We start from the raw sequence: 24069 nt of genomic DNA on the forward strand, positions 1-24069 counted from the left end.
TGTCATCACCCACCATCCCGCGAGGAGACGCACCACACCATGGCCCTGTTCGACCTGCCTCTCGACGAACTGCGCGACTACCGGCCCCGGATCGCGGAACCCGACGACTTCGACGCCTTCTGGGCCAGGACCCTGGCCGAGACCCGCGCCCACGAACCCGCCATCACCTTCGAACCGGTCGACACCCCGCTGAGCGGCATGCGCACCTGGGACACCACCTTCGCGGGCTACGGCGGCCACCCCGTCAAGGGTTGGTTCAGCGCCCCCGCGCACGCCGAGGGTCCGCTGCCGCTCGTCGTCCAGTTCCACGGCTACAACGGCGGACGCAGCCTGCCGCACTGCTGGGGCATGTGGCCGCTGGCCGGCTTCGCCCACTTCGTCATGGACGTACGGGGCCAGGGCAGCGGCGGCAACGTCGGGGACACCCCCGACCCGGTCGGCTCCGGACCCTCCCACGCGGGCTTCATGACCCGGGGCATCGAGGACCCGGAGAGCTACTACTACCGCCGCGTCTACGCCGACGCCGTACGCGCCGTCGAAGCGGCACGCACGCACCCCCTCGCCGACCCCGCCCGCACCGTGGCGCTCGGCGGCAGCCAGGGCGGCGGCCTGACCCTCGCGGTCGCCGGACTTCTCCCCGGCCTGTCGGCCATCTCCGTGGACGTACCGTTCCTCTGCCACTTCGGGCGGGCCGTCACCCTCACCGACGCCAACCCGTACTCCGAGATAGCCCGCTACCTCAAGGTCCACCGCGGCAAGGAGGAGAACACCTTCCGCACCCTGTCGTACTTCGACGGGGTGTCCTTCGCCGCCCGGGGCAGCGCCCCCGCGCTCTTCTCCGTCGCCCTCCAGGACCAGACCTGCCCGCCGTCCACGGTGTTCGCCGCCTACAACGCCTACCGGGGCGAGAAGGAGATCGAGGTGTACCCCTTCAACGGACACGAGGGCGGCGCCATGCACCAGGAAGCGGTCCAGCTGCGCCGGATACCGGCGCTGCTGGACCGCGATTCCTGATCCGGGGCCCGCTCAGCCCGCCGCGGCGACCGCCAGGCGCAGCGTCAGGATCTGGAACGGGCGCAGTACCAGCTCCACCACGTCCCCCTGGACGGTGACCCGCTCACCCTCCAGGGGGCGTTCCAGCAGGTCGGTCACCGTCGCCGAGGCCAGCGGGAAGCCGGCGCCCAGACGTGCGGCGGCCCGCCCGCCGTGCGCCTCGTGGACCCGGACGATTACGTCCCCGCTCCCGTCGTCGGCCAGTTTCACCGCCGTGGCGACCACCGCGTCACTGTCCAGCGTGACCAGCGGCGCCACCTCGCGCCCGCCCCGCACCCGGCGCTCCGGCAGGCTGAACTGCCAGCCCTCGCGCACCGCGTCGCCGACCGTCGCACCCGGCAGCAGCGCGTAGCGCAGCCGGTGCACCCCCTGGTCGGTCGCCGGGTCGGGGTAGCGGGGGGCCCGCAGCAGCGACAGCCGCACCGTGGTCGTGGTGGCGCCGTCCTCCCGGACCGTACGGGTCACATCGTGACCGTACGTCGAGTCGTTCACCAGCGCGGCACCCCAGCCGGGCTCACCGACATGCAGGAAGCGGTGCGCGCAGATCTCGAACTTGGCCGCCTCCCAGCTGGTGTTGGTGTGCGTGGGGCGCTGGACGTGCCCGAACTGCGTCTCCGCCGTGGAGTGACCGGCCCGCACATCGAGGGGGAAGGCCGCCTTGAGGAACTTCTCCTGCTCGTGCCAGTCGACCTCGGTGTCGATGTCCAGGCGCCGAGCCCCGGCCCGCAGCGTCAGCAGCTGGGTGACGCGGGACCCGCCGAAGCTGCGCACCACCTCGATGCCCTCACCCACCCGGCGCACCGAATCGGCCTCGGTCAGGTCGGTCACCGTGTTGCGGTAGAACGAGTCGACGTCCCAGGCATCCCAGCGATTGGGCAGGTCCGGGTGGATCTGGAGCAGGTTGGCCACACTGCCCGGGGCCACGGTCTCGCGCCCCCCGGCCACCAGGTCCAGGACCGACACCACCAGACCACGCGCGTCCACGGTCACCCGCAGAAGCCCGTTGTCGAGCCGGAAGCCGCCCTCGTACGACTCGATCCCCACGGGCCCGTCCGCGGCCTCGCGCACGAGCGCGCCACCGCCCGCCGGAACCCCCGCCCGGGAGTGCGGAGCGGCGTTGAACACGACCGTGCCCCCGCCCTCCGGCGATCCGGCCAGCGCCCGCTGCGCCCCGCCGATCACCGCCTCCAGCTCCTCGGCGATCCGCGCGTACGTGGCCTCCGCCTCGCGGTGCACCCAGGCGATCGAGGAACCGGGCAGGATGTCGTGGAACTGGTGCAGCAGCACGCTCTTCCAGATCCGGTCCAGCTCCTCCTGCGGATAGCGGAACCCGGTCCGCACGGCCGCCGTGGCCGCCCACAGCTCCGCCTCCCGCAGCAGATGCTCGCTGCGCCGGTTGCCCTGCTTGGTCCGCGCCTGAGAGGTGTACGTACCCCGGTGCAGCTCCAGATACAGCTCGCCCAGCCACACGGGCGGCCGGGTGTACTCGGCCTCCGCCGCGGCGAAGAACTCCGCCGGTGTCTCGATCGTCACCCGCGAGGAGCCCTCCAGGTCCGCCAGCCGCTCGGCGCGCGCCAGCATCTCGCGGGTGGGGCCGCCGCCGCCGTCGCCCCAGCCGAACGGCACCAGCGAGCGGGTGGCGTTCCCCTTGTCCCGGAAGTTCTCCTCGGCATGCGCCATCTCCTGGCCGGAGAGCTCCCCGACATAGGTGTCCACCGGCGGGAAGTGCGTGAACACCCGGGTGCCGTCCAGCCCCTCCCACAGGAAGGAGTGGTGCGGGAACGGGTTGGTGGTGTTCCACGAGATCTTCTGCGTCAGGAACCAGCGGGAACCGGAGAGCGCGACCAGCTGCGGCAGAGCGGCCGAGTAGCCGAACGAGTCGGGCAGCCACACCTCCCGCGTCTCCACCCCGAACTCCTCCAGGAAGAAGCGCTTGCCGTACACGAACTGCCGTGCCAGCGCCTCCGATCCGGGCATGTTGGTGTCCGACTCCACCCACATCCCGCCCACCGGGACGAACTGCCCGGCCGCGGCCTTCTCCTTGACCCGCTCGTACAGCGCCGGCTGGTGCTCGCGCAGCCAGTCGAGCTGCTGCGCCTGTGACATCGCGAAGACGAACTCCGGGTGGTCGTCCATCAGCGCCACCACGTTCGAGGTGGTGCGGGTGACCTTGCGCACGGTCTCGCGCAGCGGCCACAGCCACGCGGAGTCGATATGGGCGTGGCCCACCGCGGAGAGGCGGTGCGCGGAGGCGTTCGCGGGCGAGTCGAGCACCGCCCGGAGCCGCTCGCGGGCGGCGGCAGCGGTGGCGTTGACGGCATCGAGGTCCAGCGCGTCCAGGCACCTCTCCACGGCGCGCAGGATCTCCCAGCGGCGTGCCGAGCCGAGGGGGAGCTGCCGCATCAGCTGGTCGAGCACCTCCAGGTCCTGGACGAGCTCCCACACCTGCTCGTCGAAGACGGCGAGGTCCATCCGCTCGACCCGGTACAGGGGCTCGCTGCCCGCCGTCTCCCGGTCGCCGAGATCGCTGACCCCCTCCAGGATCTCGGGGTTGGCGGCTGCCTCCAGGTAGTAGGTGAACTCCTCGCCGCCCGCCGCCGGCTGTCCGACGCGCAGCCAGGTGTTGCACGGGTTGAGGGCCTTCACCACACTGCCGTCCGGCCGGTGGGCGAGGGCCTCCGCCGAGAATCCTGGCCGGTCGCGGGCGAATCCGAGGTCGATCACCGCCTCGACGGTCAGCCCCGCCCAGTCGGCGGGGACGCGTCCGGTGACCCGGAACCAGCTGGTGCCCCAGGCGGGGCCCCAGGTGTCACCGATCGCGCCGGGCTTGTACGGGGCGTTCACCGCCTCGGCGAACGGCACCGGCTCGCCCGGGGCGTGCCAGACCTCGATGTCCAGCGGCGCGGTACGCGGATGGATCGCCGGCCGGATGCGCTCGCGCAGGACACGGTCCAGGCGTTCCTCGGTCAGTGTGCGGTCGTCATGCATGGCAGAAGCCTCTTCCGGGCTGGGGGAGCGATGGGGATGGTGCGGGAGTCGGGGCTGTACGAGAGGGCGGGACGGGCAGGGGCAGGGGCCGGGGACGGGCGGGGACCGGTGACCGGGGACGGATCAGGGGAGCTCGTCGAAGCCCGCACAGGGCAGGGAGAGCTCGTCGGCCAGGGCCAGGAGCCGCTCCAGCCGCGCCGGTGTCACATGGTTCGCCTCGTGGGCGTCGGCGACGCAGTGGGCGTACAGCGTGCTGACGCCGCCGTCCTCGGCGCTCCTGCGCACCGCCGCCTCGACACCGGACAGATCGCCGCCGTACACGAGCGGCCCGCGCCCGGAGTCCACCGAACAGCCGGGCAGGACCCTGCGACCGGCCACTTCGGCCGCCGGCACGTGCAGTTCGTCCGCCAGCGACGGATCGGCGCGCCGGTCCGCCGGCACACCGCCGCGCAGCCGCTCGAACAGGCCGAGCAGCAGCCGGTCGGTGGTGTCGTCCCGGGCACTGCACGGGTAGGCGAAGGTCCGGGCCGCGAAGCCGAGACGGCGCAGCTCCTCCAGCGCGGGCAGGACCTCCTGGCGGAGGTAGGCGGCCGGGCCGTGCGCGGCGATGAAATCGGGCGCCCGCTCGTGCCGCAGGCCGTGGCAGCCGATGGTGTGGCCGTCGTCCGCGAGCCGGTGCAGCAGGCGCCGGTCCTCGCGGTCGAGCCGGTCGGGCTCGCAGACGAAGAAGGTGACCCGGGAGCCGTAGCGGCGCAGCAGCGGCGCCGCGGCGGCCCATTCGCGCAGGTGCCGGTCGTCGAAGGTGAGCAGCAGCGCACGGGTGATACCCGTCATCGCCCGGACTCCTCGGGGGCCCAGCCGGGGACGGAGCCGTGCAGCGCGGTGTAGAACGGGTCGCCCGGGACGATCTCGCCGGCCAGGACCGGGAGTCCGGTCAGGGCGGCCTTGTACATGGCGGTGATGAGTTCGAGGGAACGCCGGCCGTCCCCGGCGCTCGCCCGCGGCCGACGGCCCGCCCGCATGTCGGCGAGCAGCGAGCGCAGTTGGGCGGCGTGCGAGCTGGGGACGTCCTGCGCGGGGGTGGACCAGGCGGCCGACCGGGCGGGGTCGACGCCGGGCGCCGGGGTGTAGGTCCAGTCGCCGTTGCCGTATCCGTACAGATGGTTCAGCTCGATCGTGGCGTCGCGCAGGTCGATGCGCAGATGGCTGACCTCGCGCGGCGAGAGCGCGCTGTTGACGACGGTGGCCAGGGCGCCCGAGGCGAAGCGCACGGTCGCGGTGGTCACATCGTCGGTCTCGGTGTCGCGGGCCAGCCGGCCCGCCATCGCCCGGATCTCCGCCCAGTCCCCGAGGAGTTCGAGCAGCAGGTCGATCTGGTGGATGCCGAGTCCCATCGCGGGGCCCGCGCCCTCGGTCGCCCACTTCCCGCGCCAGGGGACCGCGTAGTAGGAGTCGTCGCGGTACCAGGTGGTCTGGCAGTGGGCGACGAGCGGTGCTCCCAGCTCACCCGAGGCGATGAGCGCCTTCGCGTGTTCGGCGCCCGATCCGAACCGGTGCTGGAACACGATGGGGGCGTACGGCCCGCGCTCGCCCTCGGCGGCGGTCATCGCGTCGTACTCCGCGAGGCTGAGCGCGGGCGGCTTCTCGCACCACACCCACGCCCCGGCCTCCAGTGCGGCGACGGCCTGCCGGCGGTGGGCGACGGGCGGGGAGGCGATGACCACGAGATCGGGACGCGCCTCGCGCAGGGCTGCCGGGAGATCGGTGGAGTGGTGGGGGAGGGAGAAGTCCGCGGCGAAGGACCGGGCGGCGCCGGGATCGGAGTCGACGGCGCCGACCACCGTGAAGTCCGAGGGGTGTTCGAGGAACGCCGGCATATGGACGGCGCGGGCGATATTGCCGGCGCCGACGAACAGGACGCGGTAGGGGGGCGGGGTCACAGACACGGAAGGACCGTCCAGGTGGGTGAGCGATGTCGTGGAGCAAGGGTGGTAAGCGTTTTCCCGCAGGTGGGGAAAGCGCCCTCCCCGAGAGGAGGGCGGAGTCGGGCTGGGAGGGATTGGTCAGAGCGTGGCGTAGAGCGCTCCGGCGCTGGTCACCGGACCGTTGCGGAGCCGGTCCGGCCAGTCGAGGGCGAGGCCGAGGGAATCGCTCAGCCGCCCCTGGAAGGAGGCCAGCCTGCGTTCGGTCCCGCGTACGGCGCGCGGCGGCAGCCGGTGCTCCAGGCAGTACGACACCAGCGCGCCCACGGCCTCGCCGATCGCCCACTGGCCGTGGTGCCCGCCGAACGCGGGTGCGCTGAGGTGCGTGGCGCCGAGGTTCTGCCCGGCCGGGAGCAGATTCTCCACCCGTACGGGCAGCAGCGCGCCCAGCGGCAGCTGGAACGGCAGGCACTCCAGATCCAGTCCGGGGCCGCCCCCGGTACCCGGTTGCAGGGTGATGCGGGAGCGCAGCGTCCCCACACTGTCCGTGAACGTCTCGGCCCCCGGCGCCCCCGCGCGGGCGGCGACGGTGAGATGGTGCTCCAGAACCGTGAACTCGGCCCGGATGCGCCGGGACTCACGCACCCGCGGCGACTTGGCGAACCCGTCCGCCGTCCCGGTCACGTCCGGCCGCAGCCGCAGCTCCGGATAGCCGTGGCCGTCGTCGTGGCGGGGCGCCCGGGTCTGCATCCAGTAGAGGAACGACAGCGCCTGCTCGCGCGCCTCCTGTTCGGCCCGTGCCCGTACGCCGTCACCGGCGCCGGCGAGCGGCAGCCGGGTGTAGGCCGTCTGCGGCCAGTCGACCAGGGTGATGTCGCTGTCGAAGGTCCCGGGCAGATACCGGCTGCGCGCGAGCGCCCGGCGCTGGTGCCAGCGGTCGTTGGGCGGCGCGGCCCACGGCGGGACGTCGTCCGGTTCGTGCAGGAACAGCGGCACGGTGCGCGGTGCCGCGCGGCCCGGCTCCGCCGTGTCCCAGGAGAAGGCGGTGGACCACCGGTCGTAGCCGGCCGGCCGCTCGACCGTGTGGTCCTCGCCCGGGCGGTGGTCCAGGGCGAAGACCCATGAGACGGGCTGCTGGTCCAGGGGATCGGCGACGGCGGCGGCGTGCGGCTCGCCGGTCTCCTCCCGGGACTCCGCCCCGGTGACGTGCTCGACGCCCGCGAGGCCGAGCAGTTCGCCCAGGTCGGTGGCGTCGACGACATACGAGGCGGAGACGGTCAGCCGGTCCCCGCCGGGGCGCTCCAGGGTGACGGCGGCGACCCGGTCGCCGTCCGGGTGGGCCGCGACCGGCCGGTGTTCCGGCAGCACGGTGACGCGTCCCGCCGCGAGATGCGGGGCCAGCAGCTCCTGGACGACGGCGAGCGCCGCGCGTGGTTCGTGGCTGAGGTGGCCGGTGGTGCTGAGCCCCGGGTCGAGCAGGGGATCCGCGTACGGCTCGGGGCACAGCGGGTAGTTGCGCCGGTAGAAGTCGCGTATCCGCTCCCGCAGGTCGCGATAGCCGGGCGAGACCGGGTCCAGTTCGATGCGGTGGCCGTCGGCGAGCGGTACCGCCTGGGCGGTGAGCAGGCCGCCGGGCCAGTCGGTGGGGTCGGTGAGCACGACCCGGTGGCCGAAGCGGGCGGCGGTGAGCGCGGCGGCGAGGCCGCCGGGACCGGCACCGACCACGAGGACGTCGGTCCCGAGTTCGCGGGCGGGGGGTGCGGGGGTGGCGGACACAGGAGTCTCCTCCCTCAGGGCCGGTGGGCGGCGACGGTGCGGAGCCGGACCGGCGCGGAGTCGCGCGTCCTGATCCGGACGGGAAGCACGATCTGCTCGGCGCTGCGGTACGGGTCCTCGCCCGCCGCGCGCTCCGAGATCCGGGTGACCAGGAGTTCCACCGCGCGGGCACCGATCTCCCGTGCGGGCAGCCGGGCGGCGAAGCTCGTCAGCGGCAGCAGGTCGTAGGGCCCGGCGTCGTCCATGCCCGCCAGCACGATCTCGTCCGGCACACCGATGCCGAGCGAGGCCAGATCGGCGGCGGCCGTGGCCACGGCGAAACCGTGGGCGCACAGCAGCGCGGTGGGCGGCTCGGGCGCGGCGAGGAGTTCGGACAGCAGGTTCCTGCGGTCGTCCTCGGGCAGCGCGGTGTACGAGCGCAGGGCGGTCAGCTGGGGGAGCAGCGGCTGCCCATGGGCCCGCAGCGCCTGCTTGTGGCCGGTCATCCGGTCATGGACGCTCGTGCACTCCGTCTCGCCCCAGAGCGTCGCGATGCGCTCGTGGCCGGCGGCGAGCAGCTGCTCGGTGAGGCGGTAGCCCACGTCGTAGTTGTCGGCGGTGACGGCGTCGATGGCGAGGTCCGGGAAGTACCGGTCGACCAGCACCATCGGGATGCGCAGACGCCTGATGTCGTCGAGCACGGCGAGATCGGGCGAACCCTGCACGGGGTACAGGATGATGCCGTCGACCCGGTCCTCGACCGCCTGGCGCAGCGCCCTGTCCTGGCGGGCGGTGGACGCGGGGTGGTCGGCGTGGCCCGTGGTGGTCATCCCCATCGCGGTGTCGGAGAAGAACATGCGCACCTCGCGTTCGGCGCAGCTCGACTCGATGCCGCGCAGTACGTCGGACTGGTGCGGCCCCTGACCGCTGATGATGCAGGCGATCACTCCCGAGCGCTGTGCGGCGGCGGGCTCCTCCGGCCGGTCCGAGGGCGCCGCGACAAAGGTCCCCAGACCCCGGCGGCGTACCAGCAGGCCTTCCGCGACCAGGTCGTTGAGGGCCCGCACCGCGGTGGTGGAGCTGACCTGGAACCGTTCGCGCAGCTGGTTCTGGGTGATGAACGGCGCACCCGCCTCGTACTCGTCGCGCGCCACCTCGGCCCGCAACTCGTCCTTGATCCGCTGGTACTTGGGTCCGGACGTGCCCATCCAGCCACCACCCCCTCTGTTTGACGCGTCAAAGCAGCGTGGGTCCCAGTGTGTTGATGGTTAACGCATTATTTCAAGAGGGTTGCAGGGAAAACTTGTGTCTTAGTGCGTCAAGTAAGCGGTTCGGGCCGCTTGAACGCGTCAACCCGATGGGTGGCGGCTCAGCCGACGGGGCGTGGCGGCGGTGCCGTGCTGGCCCGCACCACGAGCCGCGACGGCACCGCGAGCGACCTCGGGGAGGCCGACGCGTCACCCAGCGCCAGCAGCAGCGCCCGGCGCCCGATCTCCTCCAGCGGCAGCCGTACGGTGGTGAGCGCGGGAGTCACGTCGGAGGCCACCGGGAGGTCGTCGAACCCGACCACGGAGACATCGGCCGGCACGCTGCGGCCCAGGTCGTCGCGGAGCGCCGCCAGGGCGCCGAGGGCCATGGCGTCGTTCAGCGCGAACAGCGCCGTGATGTCCTGCGACCTGCGGAAGATCCGCACGGCGGCGGCACGTCCGCCGTCCCGGGTGAAGTCGGCCTCCGCGCGATGGCGCTCCTGGACATGCACACCGAGCTCCGCCGCGCGCTCCAGGAACCCCTGCAGCCGCTCCTGCACCGAGACCAGGGACAGAGGTCCGCAGATGACGCCGATCTCCGTGTGCCCGAGGCCGGCGAGATGCTCGGCGACCGCGCGGCCCCCCTCGCGGTTCCCCGGCATGATCGTGTCCACCGGAAGGCCCTGGTGCGCCACCGCGGTGACCCGGCCGCCGTGGGCCGCGAACGCCTCCAGCTCCTGGGTGAGCGCGGGGCTGCCGCCGGTGAAGCCGGACCCGGCGAGGATGACGGCACGGGCCCGCTGCGCGCGCAGCCGCGCCACGTACTCCGCCTGGAGCTGGGGTTCGTGGAACGTGCCCGCCAGCATCACCAGGAGCTTGCGGTCGCGGGCGACCTCCATGACACCGGCCGCGATGGCGGAGTAGTAGGCGTCGTTCACATCGTGGACGATCAGCCCGACGATGGAGGTCGTGGACTGCACGAGTGCGCGGGCCGGTGCGTTGGACACGTAACGGAGCCGGGCGGCCGCCTCCAGGACACGCTCCTGGAGCTCCTGGGTGACGTTGCGGTCGCTGTCGCTGAGGACGCGCGACGCCGTGGCAAGGGATACCCCGGCGTCCTGCGCGACCTGCTGGAGCGTCACGGCGGACGACGGGCGGGGGCGGGCGGAACGTCGATTGACCTGGCTCGGCATAGGGCTACGATAGCTGCACTGAAAGCGTTTTCCCATTGCATGCATCAGCGGATCCGGCACCGTGGACGTCCCATCGGGCAGGGGCCGCGCACCTCGAACAGACGATCATGGCGCGCGGCGGCCGGACGCCCGCGCTCCAATGGACGCGTGACCGCGCCCCCCGACGACTGCCTCGCGCGCAATGAATGGATCTGCGGCGCCTATCTCTCCAGCCGCCGGGAGATCCTCTGGGACGCGACGGTCCAGCACCTCCAGCTGACCTCGGTCTCGGTGCTCATCGCGCTGGCCCTCGCGCTGCCGCTCGCCCTGGCCGCCCGCGGAAGGCGCTGGGCGGCCGGACCGGTGCTCGGTCTGACGACGGTCCTCTACACCATCCCCTCGCTCGCGATGTTCTCGCTGCTGCTGCCGGTGTACGGGCTCTCCGCCACGCTCGTCGTCGCCGGACTCGTCCTCTACTCGCTCACCCTTCTCGTGCGCAACATCCTCGCCGGACTGCGGGCGGTGCCCGAGGAGACCCGGCAGGCGGCGCGCGGCATGGGCTACGGCCCCGTACGCCTGCTGATGACCGTGGAGCTCCCGCTCGCCCTGCCCGCCTCCATGGCCGGGCTGCGGATCGCCACCGTCTCGGCGGTCTCCCTGGTCACGGTCGGGGCGATCGTCGGCCACGGCGGGCTCGGCAACCTCATCTACGCGGGCATGAACACCTACTTCAAGGCCCAGGTGCTCACCGCGTCCGTCCTCTGTGTCCTCATCGCCGTGGCGGCCGACCTGCTGCTCCTGGGCGCGCAGCGGCTGCTGACACCCTGGACCAGGAGCCGGTCGTGACCACGCTCGCCGACTCCTGGTCCTGGCTCACCACCGCCGCCCACTGGTCCGGGCCCGACGGCATCTGGCACCGGCTCGGCGAACACCTCTACCTCACCGCGGTCTGCCTGCTGATCAGCTGTCTCATCGCCCTGCCGGTCGCCCTGGTCCTCGGCCACCTCGGCAGGGGCGGCGCCCTGGCCGTCAACATCTCGAACATCGGCCGGGCCGTCCCCACGTTCGCCGTGCTGGTCCTGCTGCTCCTCACGCCGGTCGGCGCGTACGGCCAGTGGTCGACCGTCATCGCGCTGGTGCTCTTCGCCATGCCCCCGCTGCTCACCAACGCCTATGTGGGGATGCGCGAGGTGGACCGGGACGTGGTCGGGGCGGCCCGGGGGATGGGCATGACGGGCGGGCAGATGCTGCTGGGCGTGGAGCTGCCGCTCGCGATGCCGCTCGTCCTCACCGGCATCCGGATCGCCGCCGTGCAGCTCGTCGCCACCGCGACGCTGGCCGCCCTGGCAGGCGGCGGCGGACTGGGCCGGATCATCACCGCGGGCTTCAACCTGGCCTCCACCCCCCAGGTCGTGGCCGGGGCGGTCCTGGTCGCCGTCCTCGCCCTGCTGGTGGAAGGGCTCTTCGAGGCCGGGCGGCACATCGCCCCGGACCGGCGCCGGGCCCGGGAGGCCGCGTGAGCCGCCCCCGTACCCCGAAAGCCCTGTGCGTCCTTCTGCTGCTGGCCGGCACCGCCGCGGCGTGCGCCACCGGCCCCGCCCTGGAGAGGCGGGGCGATGTCACCGCCCCGCCCGGCGACAGCAAGCACCTCACGATCGGCTCCGCCGGATTCACCGAGAGCGATCTGCTCGCCCGGATGTACGCGATCCTGCTCGGCCGGGCCGGGTACACCACCAGGATCATCTCCGTGACCAACCGGGAGATCTACGAACCCGCGCTGGAGAGCGGCCAGATCGACGTCGTGCCGGAGTACGCGGCGACCTTCGCCGACTGGCTGAACGCCAGGACCAACGGCGCGGACGCCGCGCCCGTCGGTTCCCCCGACCTCGGCACCACGATGAGGGCCCTGCGCTCGCTGGCCGCACCCCGCGGCCTCACCGTCCTGGACCCGGGCCGGGCCGTCGACCAGAACGCCTTCGCGGTCGCCTCCTCGTACGCCGCGCGGCACCGCCTGAAGACCCTCGGCGACCTGGGGAGGTCACGGCTGCCCGTGCGGCTGGCGGCCGGCGACGAATGCGTACAGCGCCCGTACTGCGCGCCCGGACTCAGGAAGACCTACGGCATCGACATCACCGCCGTCGATCCGAAGGGTGTCGGCACCACCCAGGCCAAACAGGCGGTGCAGAGCGGTCAGGACCAGATGGTCCTGACCACCACCACGGACGCCACCCTCGACGACTTCGGCCTCGTGCTCCTGGCCGACGACAGGCATCTGCAGAACGCCGATCACCTGGTCCCCGTCGTCAACCGCGCACGGGCGGGCGGCGCCGGGGTGCGCGACGCCCTCGCCCCGCTCGCCACCGCGCTGACCACGGCCGGTCTGGCATCCATGAACGAACAGGTCGACAGCTGGCGCAGGCTGCCCGAGGACGTCGCACGCGACTATCTGAGGAAGGCGGGGCTCATCCCGGCGGGGTGAGGGACCGCCCGTGTTCTCAGGCCGTCAGCTTCCCCGGGAGCCAGGCCAGCTGGGCGGCCTCCTGGAACGCGCCACCGCCCTCGTGGTCGTTGAAGTCGTACACCTCGATCGTCTTGTCCTGATGGCCGTACGCGTTGAACGCGGCGAACACCGTCGAGGGCGGGCAGGTCTGATCCTCCAGGGCCGCCGAGAACAGCGCGGGAGCCCGGCCGCGCGCCGCGAAGTGCACCCCGTCGAAATAGGCCAGCGTGGCGTTGGCCCGCTCGGTGCGGCCGCGGTGCGTCTTGAGGTAGTTGCCCACCTCGCGGTACGGCTGCCGGTCGGTGAGGGTGACCGCACGCGGGAAGTCGCACAGGAACGGCACGTCCGGCGCGACCGCGACCAGGTCCGGTATCAGCCCTCCGGCGGCGATCGCGATGCCGCCGCCCTGGCTGACCCCGGTGACGGCGGTGCGCGCCGCGTCGGCCAGGGGATGCGAGCGGGCCGCCTCCACGGCCCGCACCGCGTCCGTGAACACCCGCCGGTAGTAGTAGTCCAGGGGATCCTCGATGCCCCGGGTCATGAAACCGGGCAGCGAGGGCGCGCTGCCCACGGGGTCGGCCGTGTCCCCCGGCGCCCAGCCGCTGCCCTGGCCCCGGGTGTCCATCACGAAGTGGGCGAAACCGGCCGAGGCCCACAGCAGGTGGGTGTGCGCCAGACCGCGCCCGCCGCCGTACCCGAGGAACTCCACGACCACCGGCAGGGGCTCCCGGGTGCCCGCCGGAACGACGAACCATCCCTTGACCGGGTGCCCGCCGAAGCCCGCGAACGTCACGTCGTACACCTCGACGCCCGCCAGCCCCGTGCCGGTGTGCCGTTCGAAGCGGGCGTCCAGGTCATGGGCCCTGGCCTCGTCGAGGGTCGTCGACCAGAACGTGTCGAAGTCCGTCGGCTCCACCGACCGGCTGCGGTAGCCGTGCAGCTCGGGGAGGGACAGATCGAACAGAGCCATGAGGGACCGCCTTCGTCGCAGGAGTGGACGATCACACCGTACGGTCCCGCCCTCAGGCCTCCGCGACCGAGTCGAACGCCACCTCCTCGCGCGGGACGCCCTGAGCGTCCGCGTCCACCGAGCGGCGCAGCGCCTCATGGAGCTTCGCCGGAGTCAGCACCCCCAGGAAACGCGCCCCGTCCAGCACCGCCACCCACCCGGCGTCGTACTGGAGCATCTCGCTGAACGCCTGCTTCAGCGGGGCGCCGACGGGCACCCACGCCTCCATCCGCCGGGCCGGCCCACCTACCGTCGCCGGCTCCCCGGCGTCCCGCAGCGCGTCCACCGACACCCAGCCGTGCAGCTCGCCCGCACCGTTCAGGACCACCGCCCAGCGGGCCCCCGCCGCACCCAGCCGGGCCGCCGCGGACCGGGCCGGTTCATCGAGCCGGGCCACCGGCGGCTCCCAGAGGTCCTCCGGTTCGATCGCGGTGACCGACAGCCGTTTCAGCCCCCGGTCGGCGCCGACGAACCGCGCCACGTAGGGCGTCGCCGGGGTGCCGAGCACGGCGGCCGGGGTGTCGAACTGCTCGATGCGGCCCTCCCCGTACACGGCCATCCGGTCGCCCATCCGCACGGCCTCCTCGATGTCGTGCGTGACCAGCAGAACGGTCTTCCTGACCGTTGCCTGGAGTCCCAGGAACTCGTCCTGAAGCCGCTCACGGACCACCGGGTCCACCGCGCCGAAGGGCTCGTCCATCAGCAGTACCGGCGGATCCGCCGCGAGCGCCCGCGCCACCCCCACCCGCTGACGCTGACCGCCGGACAGCTGGGCGGGGTAGCGCGATCCGTAGGTGCCCGGGTCCAGGCCCACCAGGTCGAGCAGCTCCGCCGCCCGCTCCCTGGCCCTGGCACGCTTCCAGCCGATCAGCGCCGGGACGGTCGCGGTGTTGTCCAGGACCGTCCGGTGCGGGAACAGACCGGCCTGCTGGATCACATATCCGATCCGGCGGCGCAGCCTCACCGGGTCGACACCCGCGATGTCCTCCCCGTCGACCAGGATCCGGCCCGAGGTCGGCTCGATCAGCCGGTTCACCATCATCATCGTGGTGGTCTTGCCGCAGCCGGACGGTCCCACCAGCGTGACCAGTTCCCCCTCGCCGACCTCGAAGGACAGCCCGTCGACCGCGGTCGTGCCGTCCGGGTAGACCTTGCCGACCTGCTCGAACCGGATCATGACTGCACGTTAGGAGCCGCCCGGACCGGGCGCACACGGGCCGGGCCCGTCCGAGTCACACCCATGTGCTGAACTGTCCCGGAACCATCTGATTCAGGAGCCTTTTGTGAGCAGTTACCGGCAGCCCGGCGTCGTCCTCACCGACCGTCGTTTCACGGTCCCACTCGATCACGGTGACCCGGGCGGTGAGCAGATCGAGATATTCGGCCGGGAGGCGGTGGCGGCCGGACGGGCCGGTGAGCAGCTGCCGTGGCTGCTCTATCTGGAGGGCGGCCCCGGGTTCGGCGCCGGCCGGTTCGTCGGTACGGAGGCGTGGCTCGGCCGTGCCGTGCAGGAGTTCCGGGTGCTGCTGCTCGATCAGCGCGGCACCGGCCGGTCCGCCCCGGCCAACCGGCAGACCCTGCCGCTGCGGGGCGGCCCGCGCGAGCAGGCCGGGTACCTCGCCCACTTCCGCTCGGACAGCATCGTCCGCGACTGCGAGCTCATCCGCCCGCAGCTGACCGGTGGCGGCACCTGGACCGTGCTGGGGCAGTCCTTCGGCGGATTCTGCGCCGTGCGTTATCTGTCGGTCGCCCCCGAAGGGCTCGAAGCCGTCCTGATCACCGGCGGTCTGCCCGCGCTCGACGCCCACGCCGACGAGGTGTACCGGGCCGCCTACCCGCGGATCGAGCGGAAGAACGCCGCGCACTACGCCCGCTACCCGCAGGACGTACGGCGCGCCCGCGAGATCGCCGCGTACCTCGCCGAACACCGGCCCGAGAGCGCCGGGCACCGGCTGACGCCCGAGGGGTTCCAGTCGCTGGGCATCATGCTGGGCGGCGGCAGCGGCAGCCACCGGCTGCACTACCTGATGGAGAACGCCTTCGTCCGCACCCCGCACGGGACCGAGCTCTCCGACGCCTTCCAGGAGGGCATGCGCACGGCCAACTCGTTCGCCGGACATCCGCTGTACGCCCTGATGCACGAGGCGATCTACGGACAGGGCGGGGCGCCCACCGGATGGGCCGCGGAGCGGGTCAGGGCCGAGTTCCCGCAGTTCGACGCGGAGGCGGCACTGGCGGGGGAGGGCCCCGTCCTCTTCACCGGTGAGAGCATCCACCCCTGGCACTTCGAGGTGGACCCGGCGCTGCGCCCGCTGCGCGAGACCGCCGAACTCCTCGCGAACCGCACCGACTGGCCGGTGCTGTACGACGCCGGGCGGCTCGCCGCCAACGAGGTCCCGGTCGCCGCGGCCGTGTACCACGACGACATGTACGTGGACACCGGGCACGCGCTGCGCACCGCCGCGTCGATCCGCGGGCTGCGCACCTGGGTGACGAACGAGTTCGAGCACGACGGACTGCGCGCGGGCGGGCCCCGCGTGCTGGACCGGCTGCTCGCGATGGTCAGGGACGAGATCTGACCCGTACCGCCCGGTGAACGCGGGGGAGCCGGCCGCGCACGGTGTGCGGCCGGCTCCCCCGGGTGCGACGGTCCGCCTCCGTCACGCGTGACGGGGCGCAACAGTCTGCACGTGTCACCGCTGGAGTGCCTCCAGCGTGGCGTTCAGGCCGGTGGCGGAGCGCGGGGCGCGGTTGTGCGGGAGCCGGGACAGCACCGCCGCCATCCCGCAGGAGTTGGTCACCGCGGAGAACACCAGGCCGGAGCCGATACCGGCGGACAGCCAGCGCGCGGCCGGGAAGCGGAGCCCCGCCACCAGACCCGCCACCACCAGCGAACCGGCGGCGAGCCGGACCTGACGCTCCATCGGCCAGACGGTCCCGGCGCCCTCCGGCCGGTCCAGGCCGTGGCCGTCACCCTCCCAGGCGGAGGTGCCGCCGATGAGGGTCGCGGCGTCGATGTCGGCGCCGGCGAGGATCTCGCAGGCGCGCGTCGAACGGACGCCGGAGGCGCACACCACGAGGAGAGTGCCGCGCGCGGCGGCCGACTTCAGCGCGGCCAGCGCCTCGGGGAGCCGGTCGAGCGGGATGTTGAGGGCGCCGGGCACATGGCCGGAGGCGTATTCCCCGGGGGCTCGCACGTCGATGACGGTGAACTCCTCCAGACGGGCTGCGGCCTGGGCGGGGGAGAGGGAGGCGGGGCTGGTCACGAGCAGGTCTTCCTTTCGGTCACCGGGGTCGGGAAGACACGTGTCTCCCGTTCCCCGGACAGGTTAGAATACCCCTTGGGGTATTCGGAGGAGGATGTGTGGAACTCGACATGGCGGCCGATGAACTGAAGTCGGTCCTCAACCGCCTGCGCCGCGCACAGGGCCAGCTCAACGCGATCATCAGGATGATCGAGGAGGGCCGGGACTGTGAGGACGTCATCACGCAGATGGCGGCGGTTTCGCGGGCCCTGGACCGGGCCGGTTTCGCGATCATCGCCACCGGGCTGCAGAACTGCATGGCGGACGGCTCCGCCGAGCCCGCCGACCGTGACCGGATGCGTGCCCGGCTGGAGAAGCTCTTCCTCTCGCTGGCCTGACACGGACGCGCGCCGCCGGTCCGGCGGCGCGCACCGCCCCGGCGGGCTGCCGGGGGTCATCGAAGGACGGCGTCGACGACCATGCCGAGCGCCACCGCCAGGAGCACCCCGCCGAACACGCGCTGCAAGGCGTCCGTGGACACCTTCGAGGCCAGCCGTTTGCCGTCCCAGGCGCCGAGCACCGCCGCCGCCGTGAAGGGGGCTATGACGGCCCAGTCCAGTGCGGCCGGCGTCGCGAGCCGGGTGGCCAGCGCCGCCGTCGAGTTGACCGTGATGACGAGGAGGCTCGTCCCCACGGCGGCGGTCATCGGCACGGCGAGGAAGGTGACCAGCGCGGGCACCGCCAGGAATCCGCCGCCCACGCCGAGGAAACCGGTCACCGCCCCGAGCCCCGCACCCGCCCCGGCGGCCCGGCGGGCGGGCACGGGACCGGCTCCCCGCCCGCCGTCGGCGGCCGGGGGCAGCGGACGGGGCCGGAGCATCCGGACCGCGGCCACCGTCGCGAGCACGGCGAACGCCACCGTCAGCACCGCCGCCGGAATCCGTACCGACAGCGCTCCCGCCACGGCCGCCGGGACGATGCCCGCGGCCGCGAAGAGCGCTCCCGTACGCCACCGGACCGCGCCGTCCCGGGCATGGGCCAGCAGGCCGGTGAGCGAGGTCGCGATCACGATGAGCAGCCCGGCGGTGGTCGCCGCGGCCGGGCTGAGGCCGAGCGCGTAGATCAGCGCGGGAACGGCGAGGACGCTGCCCCCGCCGCCGAGCCCGCCGAGCGCGAGACCGACCACGGCCCCGGCCGTCACGGCCAGGATCAGCGAGGTCATGCGACGGCGGCCGTCAGGCCCGCCGCACGGGCCGCCTCGAACCCGTCGTCGACGGCCACCACCTCCCGCCCCGCCGCGTCCAGCAGTGACGCGCCGATCGCCGCCCGCATGCCGCCGGCGCAGTGCACCCAGACCACGCCCGGCGGTATCTCGCCCAGCCGCCCGGGGAGCTGGTGCAGGGGGATGTGCACGGAGCCCGGGATCGCGCCGCCCGCGCGTTCGGAGTTCCGCCGGACGTCGAGGATCACCGGTGCCCCGCCGTGGCGCCGGGCGGCGGCCAGCCCCGCGAAGTCCGACCGGGCGAAGGAGCGCAGCTCGTCCGGGGTCCGGACCCAGGACTCCGGGGTGCCGGTGGCCGTCGCGACGGGCCGGTCGATCCCGACCCGCGCCAGTTCGCGCTGCGCGTCCGCGATCTCCTCGGCGGTGGACGCCAGCAGGGTGACCGGCCTGCCCCACGGGATGAGCCAGGCCAGATAGGTGGCGGGCGCTCCCGTGCCCTCGAAGTTGAACGACCCGGCCACATGTCCCTCGGCGAACGCGACGCGGCTGCGCAGGTCCACCACCCACTCGCCCGCCGCGAGCCGCTGGGCCACGCGCTCCGCGTCGGCGGGTACGGGCGGCGTCAGGTCGATGGGGGAGGGGCCCGCCGCGTTGGCCGGGCCCATGTGCGCGTAGTAGGCGGGAATGTCGTCGAGACCGGCGAGCAGGTCGGCGACGAAGGTGTCCACGTCCTTGACCAGCGCTTCGTTGCTGCCGCGCTCGGCGCCCACCGTCGTCGTCGTGGCGCCCGCGCCCCGTCCGGCGGAGCAGAAGCTGCCGAAGCCGTGCGTGGGCAGCACGGCGACCTCGTCGTCCAGGGTGTCGGCGAGGAGTCGCACCGAGGCGTGCTGGGCGCGGGCCAGCTGCTCGGTCAGCCGGGGCTCGACCAGGTCGGGACGGCCCACGCCGCCGATCAGCAGGGAACCCCCGGTGAACGCGGCGACGGCCCGGCCGTCCTCCTCCAGGACGTAGGAGGTGTGGTGCGGGGTGTGCCCCGGGGTGGCCATCGCCCGCAGTGTGATGCCCTCGTCCACCCGGGCGGTGTCGCCGTCGGCGACCGGCGTCCGGGCGAAGGAGACCTGTGCGGCGGCCGGAACCAGGTAGCGCGCGCCGGTCGTCCGCGCCAGTTCGAGGCCGCCGGAGACATAGTCGTTGTGCAGATGCGTCTCCACCACCAGGGCGATCCGCACCCCGCGTACGGCCGCCGCGGCGATGACCCGGTCGATGTCGCGCGGCGGATCCACGGCGACGGCGGCCCGTTCGCCGCCCGCCAGGTAGCTGCGGTTGCCCAGGCCGGCTGTGTCCAAGGTGTTGACGAAGAACACGACACGCTCCTCTCGTACGGTGTACCCCCGGGGGTATCTCTCGAACAGCCTAGCATCGATACCCCCAGGGGTATTTTTCGCTCCGTGTGTCGGCTCCGGGCGGACTCCGCCGGCGTGGATAGCCTGCGGGTATGACGCAGCGACAGCTCGAACCCATGCCCACCGACTGGCAGCGTGCCCTGGCCGTTGTCGCCCATCCCGACGACCTGGAGTACGGAGCGGCAGCCGCCGTGGCGGGCTGGACCGACGGCGGCCGTGAGGTCTCCTACCTGCTCGCCAGCCGGGGCGAGGCCGGCATCGACACGCTCCCCCCTGCGGAGTGCGGCCCGGTGCGGGAGCGGGAGCAGCGGGAGAGCGCGGCGGTGGTCGGGGTGCGGACGGTGGAGTTCCTGGACCACCGGGACGGCGTGATCGAGTACGGCATCCGGCTGCGCCGCGAGATCGCCGCGGCTGTTCGCCGCCACCGCCCGGAGCTGGTGATCACGCTCAATCACCGTGACACCTGGGGCGGTGTCGCCTGGAACACCCCCGACCACCGGGCGGTCGGCAGGGCCGCGCTGGACGCGGTCGCGGACGCGGGCAACCGGTGGATCTTCCCCGAACTCGTGGAGCAGGGGCTCCGGCCGTGGGACGGGGTGCGCTGGATCGCGGTCGCGGGCAGTGACCGGCCCACGCACGCGGCCGACGCCACGCAGGGCTTCGAGCGCTCCGTCCGGTCGCTGCTGGCGCACCGCACGTACATCGAGGCGCTGACGGAGGAGGACCCGGAGGCGTACTGCCGTACGTTCCTGGGTGGTGCGGTGCGCTCCGTCGCCGAGCGGTTCGGCGGGACGCCCGCCGTGCCCTTCGAGGTCTTCGCGCGCTGAGCGGCGGTGCGCCGCGTCGCGGGTCAAGGGGGCGGCGTTGCGGAAGTCATTGACATGTAAGCGCCAAACTGTTGAATTCGGTGGTGTTGTGTTGCGCGACTCTGATGGCTCAAGTGACCAATGGAGGACCTGTGACGCGTCTCCCGCCCCGTCCCGCTCTGCTGGCCCTGACCGCCGGCCTGCTCGTCGGCGGACTCCTGACCGCGGTGCCCGCCGCGCAGGCCGCCCCGGACGGCCCCGGGAAAACCGGGGGGATCGGGGATACGCCGGCTGCCGGGAGCGACCGCCGGGCCCCCGGCATCACCCCGACCCCGCAGTCGGTGAGCCGGCGCACCGACCGGATCACCATCAGTCCCACCGTGACCGTGGTGACCGGCGACACCGCGGACGCCTCCTCCGTGCGTGTCGTGGAGGAGGCGCTGCGCCGCGCCGGCGCCCAGCGCGTCGTCCGCGGCGACGCACCGGCGCGGCGGGGGCTCACCGTCCATGTCGGTGATGCCGCGGCGCTCGCGGCCCAGGGCCTCCAGGGTCCCGAGGACCTGCCCGCCGACGGCTATGTCCTCGGCGTCGGAGCGGGCCGCGTCGTCCTCGCGGGCAAGGACACCACCGGCACGTACTACGCCGCCCAGACCCTGCGTCAGATCCTGCCGGAGCGAGGCCGGCCCGGCGCCGAGGTCGGCGGCCTGGCCGTGCGCGACTGGCCGGGCACCGCGCTGCGGGGTGTCATCGAGGGGTTCTACGGCACTCCGTGGTCGCACGAGGCGCGTCTGGACCAGCTCGACTACTACGGCGAGCACAAGATGAACATCTACGTCTACTCGCCCAAGGACGACGCCTATCTGCGCGAGAAGTGGCGGGACGCCTACCCCGCCGACCGGCTGGCGCGGATCGCGGAACTCACCGGCCGGGCCGCCGAGCGGCACGTCGAGTTCACCTACGCTCTCTCCCCCGGGCTCTCCGTCTGCTACAGCTCCGACGCGGACGCCAAGGCGCTCGTCGACAAGTTCGAGACGGTCTGGGACATCGGTGTACGGACCTTCGCCGTACCGCTCGACGACATCAGCTACACGGACTGGAACTGTGCCGGGGACGAGGCGAAGTGGGGCAGCGGCGGGGGTGCGGCCGGTGCCGCTCAGGCCTACCTGCTGAACCGGGTCAACAAGGAGTTCATCGCCACCCACCCCGGGGCCCAGCCCCTCCAGATGGTGCCGACGGAGTACTACGACGTCGCCCCCTCCCCGTACAAGAAGGCCCTAGCCGAGCAGCTCGACCCCGAGGTGCTCGTCGAGTGGACCGGTGTCGGCGTCGTCGCGCCGAAGATGACCGTCGCCCAGGCGAAGGCCGCCCGCGAGGTCTTCGCCCATCCGATCCTGACCTGGGACAACTACCCGGTCAACGACTACGCCACCAACAGGCTGCTGCTCGGCCCGTTCAACGGCAGGGAGAAGGGGCTGCCCGCCGAACTGGCCGGCATCACCGCCAACCCGATGATCCAGCCGTACGCCTCGAAGCTCTCGCTGTTCACCGTCGCCGACTACTCCTGGAACGACGCCGCCTATGACGCGCGCGCCTCCTGGGGCGCGGGGCTCACCGAATACGCGGGCGGCGACCGGCGCACCGAGAGGGCCCTGCGCGCCTTCGCCGACGTCAACTACAGCTCGGCCCTGAACGAGGAGAAGGCGCCGGAACTGGCGGCGGAGATCGACACCTTCTGGAAATCGGGTGACGGCGGGCGCCTGGACGCGGTGTTCACCGCACTCGGCGCCGCCCCCGGCCGGCTGCGCGCCGAACTGCCGGACCGGGGGTTCACCGACGACGCGGGCCCCTGGCTGGATGCCACCGAGTCCTGGGCGGGGGCGGTCCGCTCCGCCCTCGGCATGGTGCGGGCGGCCCGTGACGGCCGGGGCGCCGAGGCCTGGGAGCTGCGGCAGAAGCTCCCCGCGCTGGTCGCCGAGGCCCGGTCGTTCACCTTCACCGGGCTCGACGGCCGCGAGGTCCCCGTCGTGGTCGGCGACGGAGTCCTGGACGGGTTCATCGACGCGGCCGAGGCCGAGCACGACCGGATCCTCGGCATCACCGGCAGGCCGTCGGCCTCGACCACCCTGCGTACGTACGGGAGCAACGGCGTCGCCCGGATGCTGGACGGCGACGACGCCACGTACTTCTGGAGCGACGGCGCCCCCGCCGCGGGGGACCGGCTCACGGTCGACCTGGGACGGGTGCGCGACATCGGGGACGTCACACTCGCCATGGGCAAGCCGGGCAGCGCCGAGGACTACCTCCACACGGGCGTCCTGGAGTTCTCCGCGGACGGGGTGGACTGGCGGGAGCTCACCGCCTTCGAGCGGCGGCCCGAGGTGGCCGTGACCCCGCCCGCCGGCACGAGGGCCCGGTACGTACGGGCGCGCGCGACGGCCGGGCAGGCCAGCTGGGTCGTCGTGAGGGAGTTCCGGGTGGCCACCACCGAGGCGTCGGTGACCGGCGGCCCGCCCGCCGCCCCCGGATCGGCCCTGCGCTCCGCGGCCGACGGGGACACCGCCACGGTCTACCGCGCCGCCCGGACCCCCGGGGCCGCGGAAGCGCTCGACGTACGGCTCGTCGAGCCGCTCGCCGCACACTCCGTCACCGTCCTGCGGCCCACGGGCTCGACGGCCGCAGCCGAGGTGCAGCTGAGGGCGCCGGACGGCAGCTGGAGCACGGCGGGCGCGCTGGCCGGCCCGTACACCGAGCTGCGCACGACGGGCGGCACCGCCGACGCCGTGCGCCTGCTCTGGCGCGAGGGGGCCGGGCCCGCACCGCAGATCGCCGAGGTGATCGTCAGGTAGGGACCGGGCCCCGGAAGCGGGGGCGGGCGCGGGGGCGGGGCGGCCGGCCGCACGGCGGTGGGCCCCGCCCCCTGCGTACGCCGCGCATCCCCGCCCGATTGACAAACCGCCTTGCTGATTCTGCAATGGGGGCATGAAGGAACACGACCGGGACGACCCGGAACTGGATGCCGTGCTCACCGGCGTCGGACCCCGGCTGCGCAGGCTGCGCACCGACCGCGGGGTGACGCTCGCGGCGCTCTCCGCAGCCACCGGAATCTCCGTCTCCACCCTCTCCCGGCTGGAGTCCGGCGGGCGGCGCCCCAGCCTGGAGCTGCTGCTCCCGATCGCCCGCGCCCATGAGGTGCCGCTCGACGATCTCGTCGGCGCGCCGCCCGTCGGGGACCCGAGGGTCAGGGCCAAGCCGATCGTGCACGGCGGGAAGACCGCGCTCCCGCTCACCGGCCGGCCGGGTGGTCTCCAGGCGTACAAGGTGCTGCACGAGTCCGCCTCCGGGGACGTGCCGACGCAGCGCACCCATGAGGGGTACGAGTGGCTGTACGTGCTCTCCGGGCAGCTGCGGCTGCTGCTGGCCGAACACGATCTGGTGCTGGAGCCGGGGGAGGCGGCCGAGTTCGACACCCGGTTGCCGCACTGGTTCGGGCCCGTGGGTGACGAGCCGGTGGAATACCTCAGCCTGTTCGGGCCGCAGGGCGAGCGCATGCATGTCAGGGCCAAGCCCAAGAGAGGCTGAGACGGGTCGGCGGGGTGTGCGGGCCGGCCTTCCGAGGTGTTCCCAGATCGGCAAGCGACCGCTTAGTATGCGCCGGAGCGGTGGTAGTGCGAGCGGTGGCCGGTGCGCACGGCGGTCACGGGCGCGGGCGCCGTGAGCAGGTAATGCCGACAGTGTTGTGGAGGCCCC

The 24069-nt window shown here is 73.2% G+C and carries 20 protein-coding genes; 9 read left to right on the forward strand and 11 right to left on the reverse strand.

The window, feature by feature from the left end:
• Window positions 1–39 precede the first annotated feature (39 nt).
• Window positions 40–1014, forward strand: a complete 975-nt coding sequence (locus tag ABT170_RS18430; RefSeq protein WP_329947037.1) for an acetylxylan esterase — start codon at window positions 40–42, stop codon at window positions 1012–1014.
• A 12-nt stretch (window positions 1015–1026) separates the two neighbouring features.
• Here the strand turns inward: ABT170_RS18430 and ABT170_RS18435 are convergent, their stop codons facing one another.
• The 6 genes from ABT170_RS18435 to ABT170_RS18460 all read right to left on the reverse strand — a co-directional run bounded on the left by ABT170_RS18435 (window position 1027) and on the right by ABT170_RS18460 (window position 10158).
• On the reverse strand, window positions 1027–4041 hold the full coding sequence (locus ABT170_RS18435) for an alpha-mannosidase (protein WP_351868542.1): 3015 nt from the start codon (window positions 4039–4041) through the stop codon (window positions 1027–1029).
• 123 nt (window positions 4042–4164) lie between these two features.
• Entirely contained in the window at window positions 4165–4875 is a 711-nt protein-coding gene (locus ABT170_RS18440; RefSeq protein ID WP_351868545.1) for a polysaccharide deacetylase family protein, read from the reverse strand.
• Window positions 4872–5987, reverse strand: a complete 1116-nt coding sequence (locus ABT170_RS18445) for a Gfo/Idh/MocA family protein (RefSeq protein ID WP_329947034.1) — start codon at window positions 5985–5987, stop codon at window positions 4872–4874. Before ABT170_RS18445 ends, ABT170_RS18440 begins: the two co-directional genes overlap by 4 nt.
• Window positions 5988–6104: 117 nt before the next feature.
• Complete coding sequence (locus ABT170_RS18450) at window positions 6105–7739, reverse strand: FAD-dependent oxidoreductase (protein WP_351868548.1); 1635 nt, start codon at window positions 7737–7739, stop codon at window positions 6105–6107.
• Window positions 7740–7753: 14 nt separating this feature from the next.
• Window positions 7754–8926 (reverse strand): substrate-binding domain-containing protein, encoded by a 1173-nt coding sequence (locus ABT170_RS18455; RefSeq protein ID WP_266926709.1) that lies wholly within the window; start codon window positions 8924–8926, stop codon window positions 7754–7756.
• Between the two features lie 161 nt (window positions 8927–9087).
• The gene (locus tag ABT170_RS18460) at window positions 9088–10158 is read right to left on the reverse strand and encodes a LacI family DNA-binding transcriptional regulator (RefSeq protein ID WP_329947032.1); all 1071 of its coding nucleotides are present in this window, start codon (window positions 10156–10158) and stop codon (window positions 9088–9090) included.
• Between the two features lie 147 nt (window positions 10159–10305).
• Here ABT170_RS18460 and ABT170_RS18465 point away from each other — a divergent pair, with 147 nt between their 5' ends.
• The 3 genes from ABT170_RS18465 to ABT170_RS18475 are packed head-to-tail and all read left to right on the forward strand — an operon-like array spanning window position 10306 to window position 12616.
• Window positions 10306–10983: an ABC transporter permease gene (locus ABT170_RS18465; RefSeq protein ID WP_351868553.1), complete on the forward strand. Its 678-nt coding sequence runs from the start codon at window positions 10306–10308 to the stop codon at window positions 10981–10983.
• Complete coding sequence (locus ABT170_RS18470) at window positions 10980–11657, forward strand: ABC transporter permease (RefSeq protein WP_329947030.1); 678 nt, start codon at window positions 10980–10982, stop codon at window positions 11655–11657. The genes ABT170_RS18465 and ABT170_RS18470 overlap by 4 nt, the downstream gene beginning before the upstream one ends.
• Window positions 11654–12616 (forward strand): ABC transporter substrate-binding protein, encoded by a 963-nt coding sequence (locus ABT170_RS18475; protein WP_351868557.1) that lies wholly within the window; start codon window positions 11654–11656, stop codon window positions 12614–12616. The genes ABT170_RS18470 and ABT170_RS18475 overlap by 4 nt, the downstream gene beginning before the upstream one ends.
• 16 nt (window positions 12617–12632) lie before the next feature.
• On the opposite strand, the gene ABT170_RS18480 is transcribed toward ABT170_RS18475, so the two are convergent.
• The gene (locus tag ABT170_RS18480) at window positions 12633–13607 is read right to left on the reverse strand and encodes an acetylxylan esterase (protein WP_329947028.1); all 975 of its coding nucleotides are present in this window, start codon (window positions 13605–13607) and stop codon (window positions 12633–12635) included.
• Window positions 13608–13659: 52 nt separating this feature from the next.
• Window positions 13660–14823 carry an ABC transporter ATP-binding protein gene (locus tag ABT170_RS18485; protein ID WP_329947027.1) on the reverse strand — a complete coding sequence of 388 codons (1164 nt, stop codon included), beginning with the start codon at window positions 14821–14823 and terminating at the stop codon, window positions 13660–13662.
• 106 nt (window positions 14824–14929) lie between these two features.
• Between ABT170_RS18485 and ABT170_RS18490 the strand changes: the two genes are divergently transcribed.
• Window positions 14930–16225 (forward strand): alpha/beta fold hydrolase, encoded by a 1296-nt coding sequence (locus ABT170_RS18490; protein WP_329947026.1) that lies wholly within the window; start codon window positions 14930–14932, stop codon window positions 16223–16225.
• A gap of 114 nt (window positions 16226–16339) precedes the next feature.
• On the opposite strand, the gene ABT170_RS18495 is transcribed toward ABT170_RS18490, so the two are convergent.
• Window positions 16340–16912 carry a rhodanese-like domain-containing protein gene (locus ABT170_RS18495; protein ID WP_351868562.1) on the reverse strand — a complete coding sequence of 191 codons (573 nt, stop codon included), beginning with the start codon at window positions 16910–16912 and terminating at the stop codon, window positions 16340–16342.
• Between the two features lie 98 nt (window positions 16913–17010).
• On the opposite strand from ABT170_RS18495, the gene ABT170_RS18500 reads away from it, so the two are divergent.
• Window positions 17011–17289 (forward strand): metal-sensitive transcriptional regulator, encoded by a 279-nt coding sequence (locus ABT170_RS18500; RefSeq protein ID WP_323179569.1) that lies wholly within the window; start codon window positions 17011–17013, stop codon window positions 17287–17289.
• A 56-nt stretch (window positions 17290–17345) separates the two neighbouring features.
• On the opposite strand, the gene ABT170_RS18505 is transcribed toward ABT170_RS18500, so the two are convergent.
• Both ABT170_RS18505 and ABT170_RS18510 read right to left on the reverse strand, forming a co-directional pair.
• Window positions 17346–18113, reverse strand: a complete 768-nt coding sequence (locus ABT170_RS18505) for a sulfite exporter TauE/SafE family protein (RefSeq protein WP_351868565.1) — start codon at window positions 18111–18113, stop codon at window positions 17346–17348.
• A complete protein-coding gene (locus ABT170_RS18510) occupies window positions 18110–19477 on the reverse strand; it encodes an MBL fold metallo-hydrolase (protein ID WP_351868568.1) in 1368 nt (455 codons plus the stop codon). The genes ABT170_RS18505 and ABT170_RS18510 overlap by 4 nt, the downstream gene beginning before the upstream one ends.
• Window positions 19478–19608: 131 nt before the next feature.
• On the opposite strand from ABT170_RS18510, the gene ABT170_RS18515 reads away from it, so the two are divergent.
• The 3 genes from ABT170_RS18515 (at window position 19609) to ABT170_RS18525 (ending at window position 23901) form a co-directional block, all read left to right on the forward strand.
• A complete protein-coding gene (locus ABT170_RS18515; protein ID WP_329947022.1) occupies window positions 19609–20343 on the forward strand; it encodes a PIG-L deacetylase family protein in 735 nt (244 codons plus the stop codon).
• 131 nt (window positions 20344–20474) lie between these two features.
• Window positions 20475–23168 carry a glycoside hydrolase family 84 protein gene (locus ABT170_RS18520; RefSeq protein ID WP_351868571.1) on the forward strand — a complete coding sequence of 898 codons (2694 nt, stop codon included), beginning with the start codon at window positions 20475–20477 and terminating at the stop codon, window positions 23166–23168.
• Between the two features lie 133 nt (window positions 23169–23301).
• A complete protein-coding gene (locus ABT170_RS18525) occupies window positions 23302–23901 on the forward strand; it encodes a helix-turn-helix domain-containing protein (protein ID WP_266926729.1) in 600 nt (199 codons plus the stop codon).
• The last annotated feature ends 168 nt before the right edge of the window (window positions 23902–24069 follow it).

The organism is Streptomyces sp. NPDC001787 (genome assembly GCF_040297465.1).
Taxonomy (GTDB): Bacteria; Actinomycetota; Actinomycetes; order Streptomycetales; family Streptomycetaceae; genus Streptomyces.